Below are 18223 nucleotides of genomic sequence, written 5' to 3' on the forward strand. Positions count from 1 at the left end.
CCGGCATCCGCATCAGCCACCAGGAGTTCGGTGGGCGGGCCAGTAACGGGTACGACTTCGTCGACAACGACGCGGTCGCGAACGACTGCAACGGGCACGGCACGCACGTCGCCGGCACCATCGGCGGCACCAACTACGGTGTGGCCAAGGCCGTCAAGCTGGTCGCGGTGCGGGTGCTCGACTGCGAGGGCAACGGCACCTACGCCGGTGTGCTCGCCGGCATCGAGTGGGTCACCACGAACGCGGTGAAGCCGGCCGTCGCCAACATGAGCCTCGGCGGCGAAGCCAGCGACGCGATCGACGCCGCGGTGGAGGCCTCCATCGCCTCCGGCGTCTCGTACTCCGTTGCCGCTGGCAACGAGAACATGAACGCCTGCAACGGCTCGCCGGGCCGCGCGGCCTCGGCGATCACGGTGGGGGCGACCGACGAGGTCGACTTCCGGGCGTTCTTCTCCAACTACGGCGCCTGCGTGGACATCCACGCGCCGGGCCACAACATCCCGTCGTCGGTGGCCAGCAGCGACACGGCGATCGACAGGTACAGCGGCACCTCGATGGCGAGCCCGCACGTCGCGGGCGCCGCCGCGCTCGCGCTGTCCGCGAACCCGACCTGGACGCCCCTGCAGGTGCGTAACAACCTGGTCTACGGCGGCACCCGCCGGGTCGTCCGCAACACGGCGTTCACCGCTACGAGCGACGTGATGCTGCGCATCGGCACCACGGCAGTTCCGCAGGTCACCGGCCTGCGCGCGCTGGCCAACGGCAAGACCGTCACGGTGGGAACGGGCGGCACCCAGCCGCTGATGGCCAGCCAGCCTCCGAGCCAGATCGGTGATCTGGAGAAGTTCACCATCGTGAGCGCCGGCACCGGCTACATCGCGTTCTCGTCCTGGGCGAACGGCAAGTACGTCAGCGCCACCTCCGGCGGCGCCGGCTCACTCATCGCCAACGCCAGCGCCATCACCGACGCGGAGCGGTTCCAGGTGGTGATGCAGGGTGACGGCACGACCACCCTGATCGCCAAGGTGAACGGCAAGTACGTCACGGTGCCGTCGGGTGGGGCCAGCCCGCTGATCGCCAGCTCCACCACTGTCGGTACGGCCGAGAAGTTCATCTGGGCCTCGCCGGCGGCTGTCGTCGTCCTGAACTCGGTGAAGAACAGTCGGATCGTGACCGCGCCGAGCGCCACGTCGCCGGTGATCGCCAACGGCACGACTGTCGGCAACGCGCAGAAGTTCGACATGCTCGACCTGGGAGACGACGGCGTCGCACTGCGGGCCCACGCGAACTGGCGCTACGTCACCAGCGCGGTCAACAGCAGCGGCAACCCGACGGCGTTGATCGCCAACTCCACCACGCTCGGCACGCCGCAGTCGTTCTGGCTCTATCACTGGGGCGACGGCACCATGGGGCTGCAGTCGCAGACCAGTTACAACATGGTGGTGGCACCGAGCACCACCTCGCCGCTGATCGCCAGCTTCGACCCCGAGTCTGAGGTGTGGACCACGGCGACGGACTTCACCCACGTCGTTCAGACCGTGGGCTAAGCACCAGCGCCTGACCGTCGCGTCCTGACGCGACAGACCCAGAAGGGGCCGCCGAGACATCCGTCTCGGCGGCCCCTTCGCATTTCCTGGCTCGGCTCAGCGGCCGGGGCCGGCGTCCACCTCTGATCGCCTGGAGAGCGAGGCGTAGGCCGCCTGCAGCTGCTGACGGACCGCCGCCGAGCTGTGGTGTGCCACGACCCACTCCCGCCCGTTGACGGCCATCCGCTCGGCGGTCTCCGGCGAGGACAACAGCGCCGCGACCTTCGCGATCCAGCCAGCGCTGTCGTCGGCGACGCTGACGTGCACACCGTCCTGCACACCGGCGCGGTCGGCCACCATGCTCGTCGTCACGCTCGGCACTCCGGCGGACATCGCCTGGATGAGCTTCAGCTGCACCCCGGTGCCCCGGAAGATCGGCGCGATGGCGACCGCCGCGTCCGCGTAGTAGGGCTCGACCGCGGGCGCGTTGGCGTGCAGCTCGATGCCGTTCCCGACCAGCGCCTGGACCGCCTTCGGCGGGTCCGTGCCGACGATCCGCAGCCGGGCGTCCGGGACCGCGTCGCGGATACCCTGCCAGCACTCGCGCACGAACCACATGAGGCCGTTGACGTTCGCCTCGTAGCTGAGCCGACCGACGAACAGGACGGTCGGTGCGATCGGGCCCTGCTGCCGCTGCACGGAGAAGTCGCAGGGGCTGCGGACCAGGTAGGTGTTGGGCCGCTCCTGGCCGGGCAGGGACGGCGCGGAGAGCATCAGCGGCACCCCCTTGCGGACCAGCTCGTCCTCCCGCGCCCGCATCCGACTGCCTTCCACCCGACCCAACGCCCGCCAGGCGAGGTTGGGTCCGTGCGAGGCCAACTGCTCGTAGTACTCGCTGCGGAACTCGTCCAGGTCGACGATGACCGGCGTGTCACCACAGGCCTCGACCAGGTGGACGGTGCGGAAGACGTTGAGGTGCACCACGTCCGGCTGGAACTCGTCCAACTGCTGCCGCAGGGCGTCGGTGAGCGCCTTCGGGCTCGCGTACCCCGTCTGCAGGGAGACCCCGGTGCCGAGCGCACGTGCGGAGCGCAGCATGGAACCGGCGAACGGGTTGGCGACGAGCGTCCGGTCCTTGACCGGCAGTTGCTCGGCCAGCTGCACCTCCTTGTCGTCGTGCGTCAGCGCGAGGAAGCGGACATCGTGCTCGGCGGCGAGCATCTCCAGGATCACCAGGCTTCGCGGACGAACCGATGCCGGGATCCAGGGCGCTACAAACAAAATCTTCAAATCGGCAGCCTCCTTAGGGCGGACGCGAGGAGTCGCTGGGCTCGCGTGCCGTGCTTCGCGAAATAGACCTGCATGCCGGCCCGGTACAGGTTGTTCTTGCCGACCGCAGCGGTGCTGGTGCTCTCCTTGTGCTCGGCGACGCTCGTCCCGACCGACACGACACCCCAGCCACCGGCGGAGAGCCGAGTGCAGAGGTCGACGTCCTCGAAGTAGAGGAAGAAGTCGCGGTCGAAACCGCCGATGGCCCGGAAGGCGTCGCCTCGCACGAGCATGCAGAAGCCCGACACCCACGCGGCCTCGCGCACCTGACCGGTCGGCTCGACGTCGAGATACTCGAGCATCTTGAACTTCTTGCGCAACGGCCCCACCCGCGCCAGGGACCGCTTCAGGCCGCTGGGCACGAGCTCGTCGACCCGGAGGGCCGCCAGCCACTCCTTCGCCATGCTCGGCGCCGGCCCCGCCGAGATCCCGAAGCGCCCGTCGGGGTACCGCATCAGCGGCGCGACCACCCCCAGCTTCGGGTCGGCCCGCAGCGTCTCGGCGAGGTGCGCGAAGGACTCGGCGGTGATGTGGCAGTCGGGGTTGAGCAGGAAGTAGGCGTCAGCGTCCGGGACGGTCTCCGCCGCGGCGTTGATGGCCTTGCCGAAGCCGACGTTCGGCAGCGATATGACCTGGTAGCCGAAGGATTTCGCGACCTCGACGCTGTCGTCGGTGGAGGAGTTGTCCACTACCACGACGTGGTCGATCGGCAGGGCACCCAGGCAGCCGAGGCTGAGGGGAAGCTCCTTGGCCGAGTTGTAGGAGACGATGATGGCTGCGATCTTCACTGTCGACCCGCAATCGCGTAGGCGTCGAGGTACGAGCGGACCGTGTCGTCCCACCGGAACGTCCGCTCGATGTGTGCGCGGGCACGCCGACCACGCTGGGCGGCGTCCTCCGGTGATTCGACGGCGGTCCGGACGGCCGCCGCGATCTCGTCCGCCGTCGACGCGACGAACAACATCGAGTCGTCACCCCGGACCGACTCGGCCGGGCCGCTGGACGTGATGACGGGACAGCCGAGGGCCATGGCGTGTGCCACCTTCATCAGCACGCCGCCGCCCACGATCGACGGCACGACGACGGCGTGGGCGCCGAGCATCTCGGACTGGAAGTCGGGCACCGCACCGGTCACCACCACCCGGCTGTCGTTCTCGCCGAGACCGATCACGTCGGGGGTGGGATCCGCCCCGACGATCCTGAGTTCGGCGTCCGGCAGGCTCTGCCACACGATCGGCATCACCTCGCGGGCCAGAAGCTCGGCGACGAGGACGTTCGCACGGCGCCACATGGCCCCGGCGAACACCAGACGCGGTCGGCCGGTCACCGGCGGCGGCGACCAGGACCGCTCCCCCACGTGGATGCCCGGCCGGGCGAGGACGGTGTTGGCGTTGTACGTCTTGGCCACCGCGAAGTCGGCGTCGGACAGGGTGATGACCGCCGCCGCCTGCCGGATCGCCGCCCGCTCGAACCGTCGGGTCCGCACCAACTCGGCGAGGCGGTACGGCCGTTCCAGGCCGGACGACGCCCGGTACGACTCCAGCATGACCTTTTCGGTGATGTCGTGCAGGCCCAGCACCGAGGCCCGACTGAGCCCGACGACCTCGGCGGACTGCAGGTACTCCGCGTGCACCACATCGGGCTGGATCCGGCGGATCAGCTCGGCGGCCTCCTGGGTGGCCTCGCGCGGCCACGCCTGGCGCAGCCACGCCGGTTCGACCCGAAGCCGGTCCAGGTGGCTCGGACGCGCGACGACGTCGGACGGCAGCAACGTGTACTTCAGGTCGTCCCGTTCGGACGCGGCGGTGTTCCCCGGCGAGTACACGAAGAGGTCGACCTGTTCGGCCAGCCGCGGCGTGAGCTGCACGATCGTGTCGGCCGCGGCATGGTTGTGCTGGCCGTTGGGCGCGAATGGGGTGAGCAGCAGGACGCGCATCAGTCCAGCCGCTTCAGCAGCGTCGTGACGAACCCCTGCGCGACGCGACCCTGGGCCGCGACCCGACCGGCGGCCTCCCGGAACTCCTCGGTCGCCGCCGCGGCCTGGGTGGCCTTGCGGTAGAGCGTGTCGGCGTCGACGTCCGGCGGCACCACGTACTCGCTGAGCCCCAGGTCGACGAAGGCGTCGTGGACCTTCCGCTCGTAGGCGATGGCCACCGTGGGAACGCCGATCGCCACGGCCAGGAGGGCCGCGTGCAGGCGGGTGCCGAGGACGAGCTGGTTCGTCGCGAGCGCCTGCAACCAGGTACGGAGCGCCCCGGAGAGCGGCTGACTGCCGTCCAACGGGGTCTGGTCCAGGGCCAGCAGGTCGCGGAAGGCACGCTCGTAGATGACGCGGTCGTCCTCGCCGTGCGCCCCCCGGCCGAAGGCCATCGGAAGGAAGGTGCCCGACCATCCCTCCTGGCGCAGCCGGGCGGCACAACCGGCGGTGGACGCTAGCAGCGGGCCCTCCATCTCGGGCGCGAGCGGCCGCATCGACAGCGCGAAGCGCCGACCTGCGCCGACCCGCTCCAGGTCGGGCAGCGGCAGGGTGTACGCCATGTCGCCGATGACCTCGGCGCTGGAGCCGAAGTGCGACGCGGTTCGCTCGTCGCGCACCCCGACGCCGACACAGGCGGCGCCGATGACCCGGAGCAACTGCCGACCGAACGGCGTTCCGCCCTCCCGGACGCCGACGCCGACCGTGGCGACGGGCGTCCCGGCAATCTTGGCCATCGCGATGATCCGGGCGAACATCGGCAGGGTGCCGGGCCAGGACAGGTTGGGCGAACGCTCCTGGAAGACCGTTCCGGGGCCGAGGAGCAGGAGGTCACACGACTTGATCGACCGTTGGACCGCGACCTGACGCTCCGAGGCGCCACGAGCCCGCAGCACGGGCATGTTCTCCGTCTCCACGCCGTGCAGTTCGGCGACCCGGTCCGGGTTGGGGCAGAAGACCACGAACGTGGCGTTCTCCTTGACCGCGCGGACGCAGGTAATGAGCGAGTGGAGGAGGATCTCGTCTCCGAGATTGTCCGATCCGAACCACCCGACTATTCCGACCCTCACATGTCCTCCGTCGTCGCGGCCTGCAGTTGACCTGCGGCCCTCCGTTGAGCCAACAATTTGGCGGTAGCCAGCACGAGAATGACGCCGCCCAGGATGAAGGACGCCAGGGCGGGTTCCAGGACGGCCAGCAGTACGGCGAGCGCGCCGACCGCCGCCGCCACGACCACGAACGAGATCACGACCGGCCGCACCAGTTCCTTTATCCGCAGGAACCAGAGCAGTGACCCTGCCACGACCAGTTCGTTCAGCACCATCGCCGTGGCGGACCCAAAGGCCCCGTACGTTCCGTCGAGTGCGACGTTCAGCCCGACGCTGCCGCAGATGCTCAACGCCAGCACGACGAGCCGGCTGGAGGCGCGGCCCTGGGAGAGCAGAACGGCGGACAGGCCGAAGTTGCCGAATCGCAGGACGAGGAAGAAGGTGAGCACCATCGCGAGCGTCGGAATGTTGCCGGCGTGGTCACCGAACAACACCGTGGTCCCGATCGGAATGCCGATGAACATGACGCCGGCGGCGGCCTGACCCGCGAGCCCGAAGAACCGGAAGATCGTGAGCGGATCGTTCGACTGGGCGGCCCCGGACGCCCGGCGCGGCGCGGCGTAGGCGAGCGCGCCGACGCCCATGGACGCCGCGACCTGGACCACCGGTCCGACGATCGCCGCTGCCGACACGTATTCGCCGACTTCCGCGGCGGCGACGAAGAACGCCAGAACGAACACGTCGCCACGGAAGTAGAAGAGACCGAAGAGGTCGGCGGCGAAGTACGGCAGGGCCTGCCGGACGTGCTGGACCGCGCGGACACCCCGGGAGTCACGCAGCGCCGGCAGGATGCGCACGATGAGGAACGCGGCAGCGGACCGGAGGACGGCCGCTGTCGACATGTAGACGGCCGCGTCGCCGAGGGTGAGCCCGTCCAGCAGCCACACGTCGACCGCGCACGCGCCGACCAGCAGGAGGCCGGCGGACACGTTCGTGAGCGGCTCGACCCAGGCCGAGGGCGTGCCCCGGACGAGGACCCACGCCGTCTCGTTCCACTGCTCCAGCAGGCTGGCCACGAAGATCAGGAAGAAGGCGAACTGCGCCTCCGGGGGAAGGACCGCGCCGATCAGGGGGTACGCGACGGCGGCGGCCACCATCAACGCGGCGAAGCGCCCGCAGTGGATCCGCGCGACCACCGGCGGTGACACCGTCCCGGCGGCGGCCTCCCTGGTCAGGTAGGTCGGCAGACCGAGGGAGAGCGCGGCGGCGGTGAAGGACGCGATGAGCGTGGCGAGACCGTAGAAGCCGACCGCCTCGGTGCCGGCGCCCCTGGTCAGGAACGCCATCACCACCAGGGTGGTGGACCGGGTGGCCAGGGTGGAGATGCCCAGCAGACCCGACACGATGGTCAAAGACGGTCGCCGTCGCTCCGGCGTGGTGACCTCAGTCGCGACCATAGCCACTCGCAACCCGTACGTAGCGCGACCGGGCGTAGAAGTAGCCGGCGATCAGCGCCAGCATCAGGAAGTACGGTCCCTGCATGAGTCCCCATCCCGTCATGCCGATCAGGACGAGACCCGGCAGCGCGCTGACCAGAACCCGGGGCGCCAGTTCGGAGGTCCGCACCCGGAACACGGAGTGGATGGCTGTCGTCGCGGTCATCGCGAACGGCAGCCAGAGCAGCAACGCGCCGATGATGCCCAACTCCGCGGCGCTGAGCAACAGCACGTTGTGCACGGGCACGCCACTGGCGGTGAGGGGATCGGAGGCGCCGGCGATGGCCACGTAGCTGTTGGGGCCCACCCCCGCCCACGGGTGCTCCCGGATCACGTCGAAGGCGACCTGGAGCAGGTGCTGACGGTCGCCACCCTCGGGGTCGGCCGTGAACCGCTTGATCAGCCACGGCACCGACACCAGGCCGAGCAGGCCGGTGATCCCGATGACGACGAAGTACTTCTTCTGCCAGCGCCCGGTCACGAACTCGAGCACCACCAGGATGAGGATCATGGAGACCACGGCCGCGAGGACCGACCGGCTCTGGGTCAGGGAGACGCCGAGGAAGACGACACCGAGCGTGGTCCAGGCCACCCACCGTTGCCGGACCGTCTTCTGCGGCAGGGTCAACGCGCACATCCCGCAGAAGAACAGCAGCTTCGCCAGCTCGCCCGGATGGCTGGTCAGGCCGGTGGCGCGGCCGAGCACGTCGAGCGCCTGTTGGCCGGCGATGCGGCGCAGCGGAAAGCCGATAACCGCCATCGTGATCGCGAAGAGCTGCAACCACGCCACCGCCGCGAAGGCCCAGAGCAGGACGGAGTTCCTCCGGTCGGCACGTTCGGCGGTGACCCCGATGGCGAACACGATCGCCACCAGGCTGAAGTGCACCAGGCCGCTCACGGTACGCGGGGACGAGTCCCAGGCGAGCACGGCGAAAAGCAGCATCCAGCCGAGGAACGGCAGCCACGGGAAGAAGGCACGGGCGAGTTGACGCCGCGTCTGGATCCCGATCACGACCACGGCCGCCGCGATGGCGATCGTGTACGTGTAGAGCATCGGCGTGCCGGTGGCCACGCCGCTGTAGATCACCACCTCGGACGGGGCGAGGGCGATCGGCGCCAGGCCGAGTGTCGCCACGAGCACGGCCAACACGGCGACGATGCGTTGGTCCGGATCGGATCGCAGGCCCTCGACGAGCCCTCGGCCGGCCGAGGTCAGCTGCGTGAGCGGGCTCGGGGCCCGGTGGCGGCCCGACGAGTGCGGCCCGGACGCCTCGTCGGCGGGGCCTGTGACCGGACCCGCGGCGGGGCCTGTGGCCGGGCCCGTGGTGGGGCGGGCAGCCGGGGCGACCCTCCGCTGGGCCAGCACCTCACTGGGGTTGAGCCGAGTCGTCGGGGCATGGCTCAGATCATCCTGGGGATGACCATCGCCGACGCCGGGCAACATGACGATCTCCGTATCAGCGTCGGCCGACCAGTCACCGCCGGGGCTGCGCTGGTCGTGCGGGGGTCTGCTCACGCCTTACGCCCAGGACATTGAGGTGAAACTCCAGAACCGGTGAAGACCGGTTCGGGCGAAGCCATGCTTCGGGCGCTCATCATAGGGGTGATGCCGACAACGTACGCAGGGCCGGGCATGGCTGACTTTCGGGTAAGCGGGAAGCTGGTTCGCCGGCACCGTTGATACGTCTTCTCGACGGCCGAAACAGATGACATGTCGGTCAGAAACGCGCGTTGTCACGCACGGAGTTGACCACCCGACGAATATCATCCATATACGCTGATGGGCCGGTCATCCGCAGCACCAACTGGCGGTCGATAGCACCGTCCGGCGATGAACGCCAGAATGCGACAAGAACAATGCCGTACCTTTCGGCGCCGTTCAGTTTGAGAGTCTCGGCCAGAACGACATACTGCCCGGCGCTGCGCCATTGCAGCCCCCACGCCTCCTCGGCCTTGCGCAGGGCGATCCGTTGCTCCTCGTTGCAGTCGCGGCAGTCACGGACGATCAACTCGCCGCCGACCTCCGAGTTGTCCCCGATCGAGGCGCCGCAGTTGTACTCGACCAGCCCCTCGGCGCGGCTGCCGGGGGTGCAGTCCCAGTTGGCCGGTGCCAGGAACTTGATGCCGAGGCCATCGGGGTCGAGCGTGCGTACCGCCCCGCCCTCGACGAAGGCCGGCCACCGGGGCCAGTCGCCCGGTCGGGGCGGCTCCAGGCCCGGCTGCTGGGGCGGGCTGGTCGGCAGCGAGGCCGTCGGGCCGGACTGGGCCACGCCGGTGGGCGCCGGGCTCGCCGTGGTGGGCTCGGACGGCCCTCCGAAGCTGCGCCACGCGACGACACTCCCGCCACCGACGAGCACCACCACCAGGGCGGCGATCCCGATCCAGAGCCCGGTACGGCTCTTCCGGGGCGGCGAGGGCCGGATCCGTTGGGTTGGCGAGCTGAACGGGTCGTGCGGCGGCGCGGCGAAGGTGTCGGGGCTCTGCCCACTCGCCGGGGAGGTGTAGGCGGCGGGCGGTGACGAGGTCACCGGCCCCGGCGAGCTGGGTACGCCGGAGACGGAGTGCGGGGCGGCGGAGACCAGTTGGCCGGGGATCGGGCCGGACTGCACCGCCCACGGGGCCTGCGGGCCACCGGACACGGGCTGTGGTGGACCCGACACCGGCGGGGCGGACACCGCGGGCGGGGCGGAGACCGAGGGCGGCGCTGACACCGACGGCGGGGCCGACGTCGGTGGGGCCACCGTCGGTGCGGGGGTGTAGTCGACACCGAGGGCCCGGAACAGCTTCTCGGCACCGGGGCCCGCCTCGGCCGGGTAGGCCACCCAGGGCGCGGCCGCGGAGAAGTCGGCGTACGTGTAGGGCATCGGATCGGCCGACCGGGCCAGCAGGTCGGCAGCCCCGGCGAACGCCTCACGCCAGCCGGGTGTGGCGGCCACGGCGGCGTCGAGCACCGCGACGGTGACGAACCGGCCCTGCTCGTCGATCGCGGCCCATGCTTTCCCCACCGGAGACCCGCCGAGCGCGTGGGTGTACCTGTAGGGGCCTTCCGGCTGCATGCGCACTCCTCCGTTGAACCGCCGTGCGGATAGTACCGACCGTCGGCCAACCCGGCCTGCCCCGCCCGGGGCGGCTGGTAACGGCGGAGACCGCTTGCCAGTGAAAGTTCTCATGCATAGAGTCGGCCCATGAATGAAGGAGCTGTCGAGGCACCCGCTGACCGGGTGCTCGACCTGTTCCAGGGGGTGCGGCTCACCCCCACCCAGCGCCGAATCGCGCACTGTCTGGTGCAGCACGCCCCCACCGTGGCCTACCTGTCCGCCGCCGAGGTCGCCGAGCTGGCCGGGGTCAGCCAGCCGTCGGTCACCCGGTTCGCGGTCGCGCTCGGCCACGACGGATACCCGGCGCTGCGCCGCCGCCTGCGCGACCTGACCGCCGCGACGCCGGGCGGGACGACGGACGCCGGCAACGAGCTCCAGCAGGCGGTACGCGCCGAGATGGACAACCTGGACCGACTGGCCGGTCAGCTCGCCGACCGGGACCGGATCGCCGAGACCGGGCGGTTGCTCGCCGAAAGTCGCCCACTGCCGGTGCTGGGCCTGCGCGCCGCCGCGCCGCTGGCCGCGTACTTCGCCTACTTCGCGGCCAAGGTGCACCCGGACGTACGGGTCCTCGACGACGGCGGCAGCCTGCTCACCGACCGCCTGGAGCAGGCCGCCGAGGCCGGGGCGTCCGCCGTTCTCGCCTTCGTGCTGCCCCGCTACCCCCGGGAGACCCTGGACGCGCTGCGCGACGCCCGCCACGCCGGGTTGACCGTGGTGGCGATCACCGACTCGCCGGTCAGCCCGGCCACCGAGCACGCCGACGTGGTGCTCGCCGCCGCGGTCGGCGCGCAGCTCGTCTTCGACCTGCACACCGCCCCGATGACCCTGGCCATGGTGCTGTTGCAGGCGATCTGCGATGCCGCGCCGGCCGACACCCAGCGCCGACTGGAGGCGTTCGAAGCCTCCGCGGCCCGCCGACAGTTGTTCCTCGGTTGACCGGAGGAGACCCAGAGATGACCCAGCCCATTCGTGCCGCACGGGGCAGCCAGCTCACCACCCGCGGGTGGCAACAGGAGGCCGCCCTGCGGATGTTGATGAACAACCTCGACCCCGAGGTGGCCGAACGCCCCGACGATCTGGTGGTCTACGGCGGCACCGGCAAGGCGGCACGGGACTGGCCGTCGTACCACGCGTTGGTCCGCACGTTGACCGACCTGCGCGAGGACGAGACGATGCTGGTGCAGTCGGGCCGCCCGGTCGGGGTCATGCGCACCCACGAGTGGGCGCCCCGGGTGCTGCTGGCCAACTCGAACCTGGTCGGCGACTGGGCGACCTGGCCGGAGTTTCGCCGGTTGGAGCAGCTCGGCCTGACCATGTACGGGCAGATGACGGCCGGTTCGTGGATCTACATCGGAACGCAGGGCATCCTCCAGGGCACCTACGAGACGTTCGCGGCGGTGGCCGCCAAGAGGTTCGGCAGCACCCTCGCCGGCACGCTGACGCTGACCGCCGGCTGCGGCGGAATGGGCGGGGCGCAGCCACTCGCGGTCACCATGAACGGCGGCGTGTGCCTGATCGTGGACGTGGACCGCACCCGGCTCGACCGTCGGGTGCACGACCGCTACCTGGATGAGGTCGCCGACTCCCTGGACGACGCGATCGCTCGGGTCCGCGCGGCGAAGCGGGAGCGCCGGGCGCTGAGTGTGGGCGTGGTCGGCAACGCCGCCGAGGTCTTCCCGGAGTTGCTGAGCCGCGGCGTCGAGATCGACATCGTGACCGACCAGACCAGCGCGCACGACCCACTGGCGTACCTGCCGGTGGGGGTGGAGCTGGCCGAGGCCCGGGACTACGCCGCCGCGAAGCCGGCCGAGTTCACCGACCGGGCCCGCGCGTCGATGGCGAGGCACGTCGAGGCGATGGTCGGCTTCCTCGACGCCGGCGCCGAGGTGTTCGACTACGGCAACTCGATCCGGGGTGAGGCGCAGCTCGGCGGGTACCAGCGCGCCTTCGACTTCCCGGGCTTCGTGCCCGCGTACATCCGGCCGTTGTTCTGTGAGGGCAGGGGTCCGTTCCGGTGGGCGGCGCTCTCCGGCGACCCGGCCGACATCGCGGCCACCGACCGGGCCGTTCTCGACCTGTTCCCGGAGAACGAGTCGCTGGCCCGCTGGATCAAGCTGGCCGGTGAGCGGGTCGCCTTCCAGGGCCTGCCGGCCCGGATCTGCTGGCTCGGTCAGGGCGAACGGGACAGGGCGGGCGTGCGGTTCAACGACATGGTCGCCTCCGGCGAGCTCTCCGCCCCGGTGGTGATCGGCCGCGACCACCTCGACACCGGCAGCGTAGCGAGCCCGTACCGGGAGACCGAGGGGATGGCCGACGGCTCCGACGCCATCGCCGACTGGCCGCTGCTCAACGCCCTGGTCAACACGGCCAGTGGGGCGTCCTGGGTGTCCATTCACCACGGCGGCGGGGTGGGCATCGGCCGGTCGATCCACGCCGGGCAGGTGTGCGTGGCCGACGGCACCGCCCTCGCCGGTCAGAAGATCGAGCGGGTGCTCACCAACGACCCGGCGATGGGCGTCATCCGGCACGTCGACGCCGGCTACGAGAGCGCCCGCGAGGTCGCCGACCGCACCGGGGTCCGGGTGCCCATGACGGAGGGGCCGTGAGCGACGACCTTTCCGCCCGGTTCCGGGCGCTGTGGGACGAGATCGCGCCGGTCGGGCGGGACGCCGACAGCGGCGGCTATCTGCGGTACGCGTTGACCGAGCCGGAGCGGGAGCTGCGCGCCTGGTTCCGGGCGCAGGCCGAACGCCGTGCCATGCCGGTGACCGAGGACGGCAACGGCAACCTCTTCGCCCACTGGGGTGACCCGGAGGCGTCCGACGCGGTGCTCACCGGCAGCCACTTCGACTCGGTGCCGCACGGTGGGGCCTACGACGGGCCGCTCGGCATCGTGAGCGCGTTCCTCGCCGTGGACGAGCTGCGCGCCGCTGGCGTCACCCCGGACCGGCCGCTGGTGCTGGGTGCCTTCGTGGAGGAGGAGGGGGCGCGCTTCGGCGTACCGTGTCTGGGGTCGCGGCTGCTCACCGGGGCGCTGTCGGCCGAGCGCGCGGCCGGCCTGCGCGACGCGGCCGGGGTGAGCTTCGCCGAGGCGCTCGGTGACCGGCCGGCGGGCGCCCGCCCGGAGTTGCTGGGCCGGTTCGGCGCCTTCGTCGAGTTGCACGTCGAGCAGGGCCGCGCGCTCGTCGAGACGGAGTCGCCGGTCGCGGTGGCCAGCGCGATCTGGCCGCACGGCCGGTGGCGCTTCGACGTCGTCGGCGAGGGCAACCACGCGGGTACGACCCGGATGGCCGACCGCCGCGATCCGATGCTGACCTACGCGTTCACGGTGCTGGCGGCCAACAAGGAGGCCCGGCTGCGCGGCGCGCACGCCACCGTGGGCCGGGTGGCCGTCGAGCCCAACGCCACCAACGCGATCCCGTCGAAGGTGACCGGCTGGCTGGACGCCCGGGCCGCCGACCCGGAGACGCTGACCGGGCTGGTCGACGCGGTGCGCGGCAAGCTCGCCGAGCGGGCCCGCCGCGACGGTACGACGGTGACCGTCACCGAGGAGTCGGCCACCCCGGTGGTCGCCTTCGACGGCGGACTGGCCGACCGACTGGCCACGCTCCTCGACGCGCCGGTGCTGCCCACCGGCGCGGGGCACGACGCCGGGGTGCTCGCCGCCCACCTGCCCACCGCGATGCTCTTCGTGCGCAACCCGACCGGCGTCTCGCACTCCCCCGCCGAGGCCGCGACCGACGATGACTGCGCGGCCGGGGTACGGGCGCTGGCCCGGGTGCTGGAGGAGCTGACATGCCGGTGACACCGACCCGCTGGCTCGCCGAGTACGCCTGGCTGCCCGAGCACGCCGAACCCACGCCCGACGTGCTGATCGAGGTCGACGGCGGCCGGATCGCGGCGGTGACGCCGCTGACCCCCGGCAGCAGGCCACCGGCCGGGGTCGAGGTGTACGCCGACGCGGTGCCGCTGCCCGGCCTGACCCTGCCGGGCCTGTCCAATGTGCACTCGCATGCCTTCCACCGGGCGCTGCGCGGGCGCACCCACGGCGGGCGGGGTGACTTCTGGACCTGGCGCGACCAGATGTACGCCGTCGCGGACCGGCTGGACCCGGACACCTACCTCGCCCTGGCCCGGGCCGTCTACGCCGAGATGGCGCTGGCCGGGATCACCTGCGTGGGCGAGTTCCACTACCTGCACCACCGCCCGGACGGCGGCGCCTACGACGACCCGAACGCGATGGGCGCGGCGCTGGTGGAGGCCGCCGCGCACGCCGGGATCCGGCTCACCCTGCTGGACACCGCCTACCTAACGTCCGGTGTGGACGGTCGACCCCTCGCCGGGCCGCAGCGCCGCTTCGGCGACGGTGACGCGGCCCGCTGGGCCGAGCGGGCGGCGGCGTTCCAGCCGACGGACCCGCACGCCCGGGTGGGCGCGGCCGTGCACTCGGTGCGGGCCGTCCCGGCCGATCAGTTGCGCACGGTCGCCGACTGGGCCCGTCAGCGTCAGGCACCGCTGCACGTGCACCTCTCCGAGCAGCCCGCCGAGAACGACGAGTGCCGAGCCGTGCACGGGCGCACGCCCACCGCGCTGCTCGCCGAGCACGGTGTGCTCGGGCCGGACACCACCGCCGTCCACGCCACCCACCCCACCAGCGCGGACCTGACCCTGCTCGGTGACAGCCGGACCGGGGTGTGCCTCTGCCCGACCACCGAACGGGACCTCGCCGACGGCATCGGCCCGGCCCGGCGGATGGCCGACGCGGGCATCCGGTTGAGCCTCGGCAGCGACAGCCACGCCGTGATCGACCTGTTCGAGGAGGCCCGGGCGGTGGAGCTTGACGAGCGGCTGCGTACCCGCCGGCGCGGCCACTTCGCGCCGCTCGACCTGCTGACGGCGGCAAGCGTCACCGGGCACGCCGCGCTGGGCTGGGCCGACGCCGGGAGGATCGCGGTGGGCGCCCGCGCCGACCTGGTGACGGTACGCCTGGACAGCGCCCGCACCGCCGGGGTGCCGCCGGTGGGCGCGTTCTTCGCGGCCGGCGCGGCGGACGTCGAGCAGGTCGTGGTGGACGGCCGGGTGGTGGTGGCCGAGGGTCGACACCTGACCGTCGACGTGCCGGCGGAACTGTCGGCGTCGATCACGGCGGTGACCCCCTCATGAGTGGCAGCCTGCTGGTCGACAACATCGGGGAGCTGGTCACCAACGGTGCCGGCGAGGGCCCGCTCGGCATCCGCCGCAACGCCGCCGTGCTGGTCGAGGAGGGCCGGGTGGTGTGGATCGGGCCGTCCGCGTACGCGCCGGCCGCCGACCACCACGTCGACGCCGGTGGGGCAGCCGTGCTGCCCGGTTTCGTGGACAGCCACGCCCACCTCGTCTTCGCCGGGGATCGGGCCACCGAGTTCGCGGCCCGGATGGCCGGCCAGCCCTACACCGGTGGCGGCATCCGGACCACGGTCGGTGCGACCCGGGCCGCCACCGACGAGGAGCTGCGGCTCACCGTGCGCCGGCTACGCGGGGAGGCGCTGCGCCAGGGCACCACGACCATGGAGATCAAGAGTGGGTACGGCCTGACCGTCGCCGACGAGGCCCGCTCGCTGCGGATCGCGGCCGAGACCAGCACCGAGACCACCTTCCTCGGCGCGCACGTGGTGCCCGCCGAGTACGCCGACCGCCCCGACGACTACGTCGGACTGGTCTGCGGGCCGATGCTGGCCGCCGCCGCCCCGTACGCGAAGTGGATCGACGTGTTCTGCGAGCGGGGCGCCTTCGACGTGGACCACGCCCGCGCCATCCTGGCCTGCGGGCAGGCCGCCGGGCTGGGCGTACGGCTGCACGCCAACCAACTCGGCCCCGGCCCCGGGGTGCAGCTGGGCGTGGAGTTGGACGCGGCCAGCGTCGACCACTGCACCCACCTGAGCGACGCCGACGTGGACGCGCTCGCCGGCACGGCCCACAGCGACGGGTCGGGCACCCGTACGGTGGCGACCCTGCTGCCCGGCGCGGAGTTCTCCACCCGCTCGCCGTACCCGGACGCCCGCCGGCTGCTCGACGCCGGTGTCACAGTGGCGCTGGCGACGGACTGCAACCCCGGCTCGTCGTACACCTCGTCGATGCCGTTCTGCGTGGCCCTCGCGGTCCGCGAGATGCGGATGACCCCGGCGGAGGCAGTCTGGGCCGCCACCGCCGGTGGCGCGCGGGCGCTGCGCCGCGACGACATCGGTGTCCTCACCCCCGGCGCGCGGGCCGACCTCGTCGTCCTCGACGCGCCGTCCTACCTGCACCTGGCCTACCGGCCCGGTGTCCCCCTGATCCGCCAGGTAATACGCAACGGAGTTCCGCAATGACGAACGTGTCCATCCAGCCCACCGGGATCACCGCCGACGACGTGCTCGCGGTGGCCCGCGGCACCGCCACGGTCGTCCTCGCCCCGGCCACCGTCGAGGCGATGGCGACCAGTCGGGCCATCGTGGACGGCATCGAGTCGTCGGGTCGTCCCGTCTACGGGGTCTCCACCGGGTTCGGGGCGTTGGCCAACACCTTCATCGCCCCGGAGCGGCGGGCCGAGCTGCAACACGCGCTGATCCGCTCGCACGCCGCCGGGGTGGGCGCCCCGATGCCGCGCGAGGTGGTCCGGGCCATGATGCTGCTGCGGGTCCGCTCCCTGGCCCTGGGTCGCTCCGGGGTCCGGCCGCTGGTCGCCGAGGCCCTGGTCGACCTGCTCAACCACGACATCACCCCGTGGGTGCCGGAGCACGGCTCGCTGGGCGCTTCCGGCGACCTGGCGCCGCTGGCGCACTGCGCGCTGGTGCTGCTCGGCGAGGGCTGGGTGCTCGGCCCGGCCGGTGAGCGGCAGGACGCGGCCGACGCGCTGACCGCCGCCGGGCTCAAGCCGATCGAGCTGGCCGCCAAGGAGGGGCTGGCGCTGATCAACGGCACCGACGGCATGCTCGGCATGCTGCTGCTGGCCATCCACGACGCGGCGCACCTGTTCGCCATGGCCGACGTGACGGCCGCGCTGGCCATCGAGGCGATGCTCGGCTCGGAGCGGCCGTTCCTGCCCGAGCTGCACGCGATCCGGCCACACCCCGGTCAGGCGGCGTCGGCGGCGAACATCCACCGGCTGTTGCAGGACTCCCGGGTGATGGACTCACACCGCGACGACCTGGCGCACGCCGTGCAGGACGCGTACTCGATGCGCTGCGCGCCGCAGGTGGCCGGCGCGGCCCGCGACACCCTGGACTTCGTCCGCACGGTCGCGGCCCGGGAGCTGGTGTCCGTGGTCGACAACCCGGTGGTGCTGCCGGACGGCCGGGTCGAGTCGACAGGTAACTTCCACGGCGCGCCGCTCGGTTTCGCCGCGGACTTCCTGGCCATCGCCGCCGCCGAGGTGGGCGCGATCGCCGAGCGGCGGGTGGACCGGCTGCTCGACGTCACCCGCTCCCGGGAGCTGCCGGCGTTCCTCTCCCCCGACGCCGGGGTCAACTCCGGGCTGATGATCGCCCAGTACACGGCGGCCGGGATCGTCGCCGAGAACCGTCGGCTGGCCGCCCCCGCCTCGGTGGACTCGCTGCCCACCAGCGGGATGCAGGAGGACCACGTCTCGATGGGCTGGGCCGCGGCCAAGAAGCTGCGTACCGTGCTGGACAACCTGACCAGCCTGCTCGCGGTGGAGCTGCTGGCCGGCGTCCGCGGCCTCCAGCTGCGCGCCCCGCTGGCGCCGTCCCCGGCCGGCCGGGCGGCCGTC

14 protein-coding genes are annotated in these 18223 nt (G+C 71.9%); 7 read left to right on the plus strand and 7 right to left on the minus strand.

Annotated features, from left to right (window positions below; all coding sequences use genetic code 11):
- The coding region (locus PSH25_RS33675; protein WP_274527457.1) for a S8 family serine peptidase at positions 1-1547 on the plus strand (1547 nt) is incomplete at its 5' end.
- A 96-nt stretch (positions 1548-1643) separates the two neighbouring features.
- Here the strand turns inward: PSH25_RS33675 and PSH25_RS14295 are convergent.
- The 7 genes from PSH25_RS14295 to PSH25_RS14325 all read right to left on the minus strand — a co-directional run bounded on the left by PSH25_RS14295 (position 1644) and on the right by PSH25_RS14325 (position 10431).
- Positions 1644-2759, minus strand: coding sequence for a glycosyltransferase (locus PSH25_RS14295; protein ID WP_238659558.1), 1116 nt, complete (start codon positions 2757-2759; stop codon positions 1644-1646).
- 53 nt (positions 2760-2812) lie between these two features.
- Positions 2813-3643 (minus strand): glycosyltransferase family 2 protein, encoded by an 831-nt coding sequence (locus tag PSH25_RS14300; RefSeq protein ID WP_238659559.1) that lies wholly within the window; start codon positions 3641-3643, stop codon positions 2813-2815.
- Entirely contained in the window at positions 3640-4791 is a 1152-nt protein-coding gene (locus tag PSH25_RS14305) for a glycosyltransferase (RefSeq protein WP_238659560.1), read from the minus strand. The genes PSH25_RS14300 and PSH25_RS14305 overlap by 4 nt, the downstream gene beginning before the upstream one ends.
- Positions 4791-5900, minus strand: coding sequence for a polysaccharide pyruvyl transferase family protein (locus tag PSH25_RS14310; protein WP_238659561.1), 1110 nt, complete (start codon positions 5898-5900; stop codon positions 4791-4793). Before PSH25_RS14310 ends, PSH25_RS14305 begins: the two co-directional genes overlap by 1 nt.
- The gene (locus tag PSH25_RS14315; RefSeq protein WP_238659570.1) at positions 5897-7336 is read right to left on the minus strand and encodes an MATE family efflux transporter; all 1440 of its coding nucleotides are present in this window, start codon (positions 7334-7336) and stop codon (positions 5897-5899) included. Before PSH25_RS14315 ends, PSH25_RS14310 begins: the two co-directional genes overlap by 4 nt.
- On the minus strand, positions 7323-8891 hold the full coding sequence (locus tag PSH25_RS33980; RefSeq protein ID WP_238659562.1) for an O-antigen ligase family protein: 1569 nt from the start codon (positions 8889-8891) through the stop codon (positions 7323-7325). The genes PSH25_RS14315 and PSH25_RS33980 overlap by 14 nt, the downstream gene beginning before the upstream one ends.
- Positions 8892-9093: 202 nt before the next feature.
- Positions 9094-10431, minus strand: a complete 1338-nt coding sequence (locus tag PSH25_RS14325) for a hypothetical protein (protein WP_238659563.1) — start codon at positions 10429-10431, stop codon at positions 9094-9096.
- Between the two features lie 129 nt (positions 10432-10560).
- On the opposite strand from PSH25_RS14325, the gene PSH25_RS14330 reads away from it, so the two are divergent.
- From PSH25_RS14330 to hutH, 6 genes are all read left to right on the plus strand, one after another.
- Positions 10561-11412 carry a MurR/RpiR family transcriptional regulator gene (locus PSH25_RS14330; protein WP_238659564.1) on the plus strand — a complete coding sequence of 284 codons (852 nt, stop codon included), beginning with the start codon at positions 10561-10563 and terminating at the stop codon, positions 11410-11412.
- 17 nt (positions 11413-11429) lie between these two features.
- Positions 11430-13082 carry a urocanate hydratase gene (gene hutU, locus PSH25_RS14335; protein WP_238659565.1) on the plus strand — a complete coding sequence of 551 codons (1653 nt, stop codon included), beginning with the start codon at positions 11430-11432 and terminating at the stop codon, positions 13080-13082.
- Positions 13079-14281: an allantoate amidohydrolase gene (locus PSH25_RS14340; protein WP_238659566.1), complete on the plus strand. Its 1203-nt coding sequence runs from the start codon at positions 13079-13081 to the stop codon at positions 14279-14281. Before hutU ends, PSH25_RS14340 begins: the two co-directional genes overlap by 4 nt.
- Positions 14272-15639: a formimidoylglutamate deiminase gene (locus tag PSH25_RS14345; RefSeq protein WP_238659567.1), complete on the plus strand. Its 1368-nt coding sequence runs from the start codon at positions 14272-14274 to the stop codon at positions 15637-15639. Before PSH25_RS14340 ends, PSH25_RS14345 begins: the two co-directional genes overlap by 10 nt.
- Positions 15636-16823: an imidazolonepropionase gene (hutI, locus tag PSH25_RS14350; protein ID WP_238659568.1), complete on the plus strand. Its 1188-nt coding sequence runs from the start codon at positions 15636-15638 to the stop codon at positions 16821-16823. Before PSH25_RS14345 ends, hutI begins: the two co-directional genes overlap by 4 nt.
- On the plus strand, positions 16820-18223 hold a 1404-nt coding region (gene hutH / locus PSH25_RS14355; protein ID WP_238659569.1), incomplete at its 3' end, for a histidine ammonia-lyase. The genes hutI and hutH, both read left to right, overlap by 4 nt.

Source organism: Micromonospora foliorum, assembly GCF_022229015.1.
GTDB lineage: Bacteria > Actinomycetota > Actinomycetes > Mycobacteriales > Micromonosporaceae > Micromonospora > Micromonospora foliorum.

Excerpts from the sequence above, each read along its gene's own strand:
- PSH25_RS14305 (WP_238659560.1), bottom strand. The coding sequence starts at position 4,791 with ATGCGCGTCCTGCTGCTCACCCCATTCGCGCCCAACGGCCAGCACAAC.
- PSH25_RS14315 (WP_238659570.1), bottom strand. The coding sequence starts at position 7,336 with ATGGTCGCGACTGAGGTCACCACGCCGGAGCGACGGCGACCGTCTTTG.
- PSH25_RS14325 (WP_238659563.1), bottom strand. The coding sequence starts at position 10,431 with ATGCAGCCGGAAGGCCCCTACAGGTACACCCACGCGCTCGGCGGGTCT.
- PSH25_RS14330 (WP_238659564.1), top strand. The coding sequence starts at position 10,561 with ATGAATGAAGGAGCTGTCGAGGCACCCGCTGACCGGGTGCTCGACCTG.
- hutU (WP_238659565.1), top strand. The coding sequence starts at position 11,430 with ATGACCCAGCCCATTCGTGCCGCACGGGGCAGCCAGCTCACCACCCGC.
- PSH25_RS14345 (WP_238659567.1), top strand. The coding sequence starts at position 14,272 with ATGCCGGTGACACCGACCCGCTGGCTCGCCGAGTACGCCTGGCTGCCC.
- hutI (WP_238659568.1), top strand. The coding sequence starts at position 15,636 with ATGAGTGGCAGCCTGCTGGTCGACAACATCGGGGAGCTGGTCACCAAC.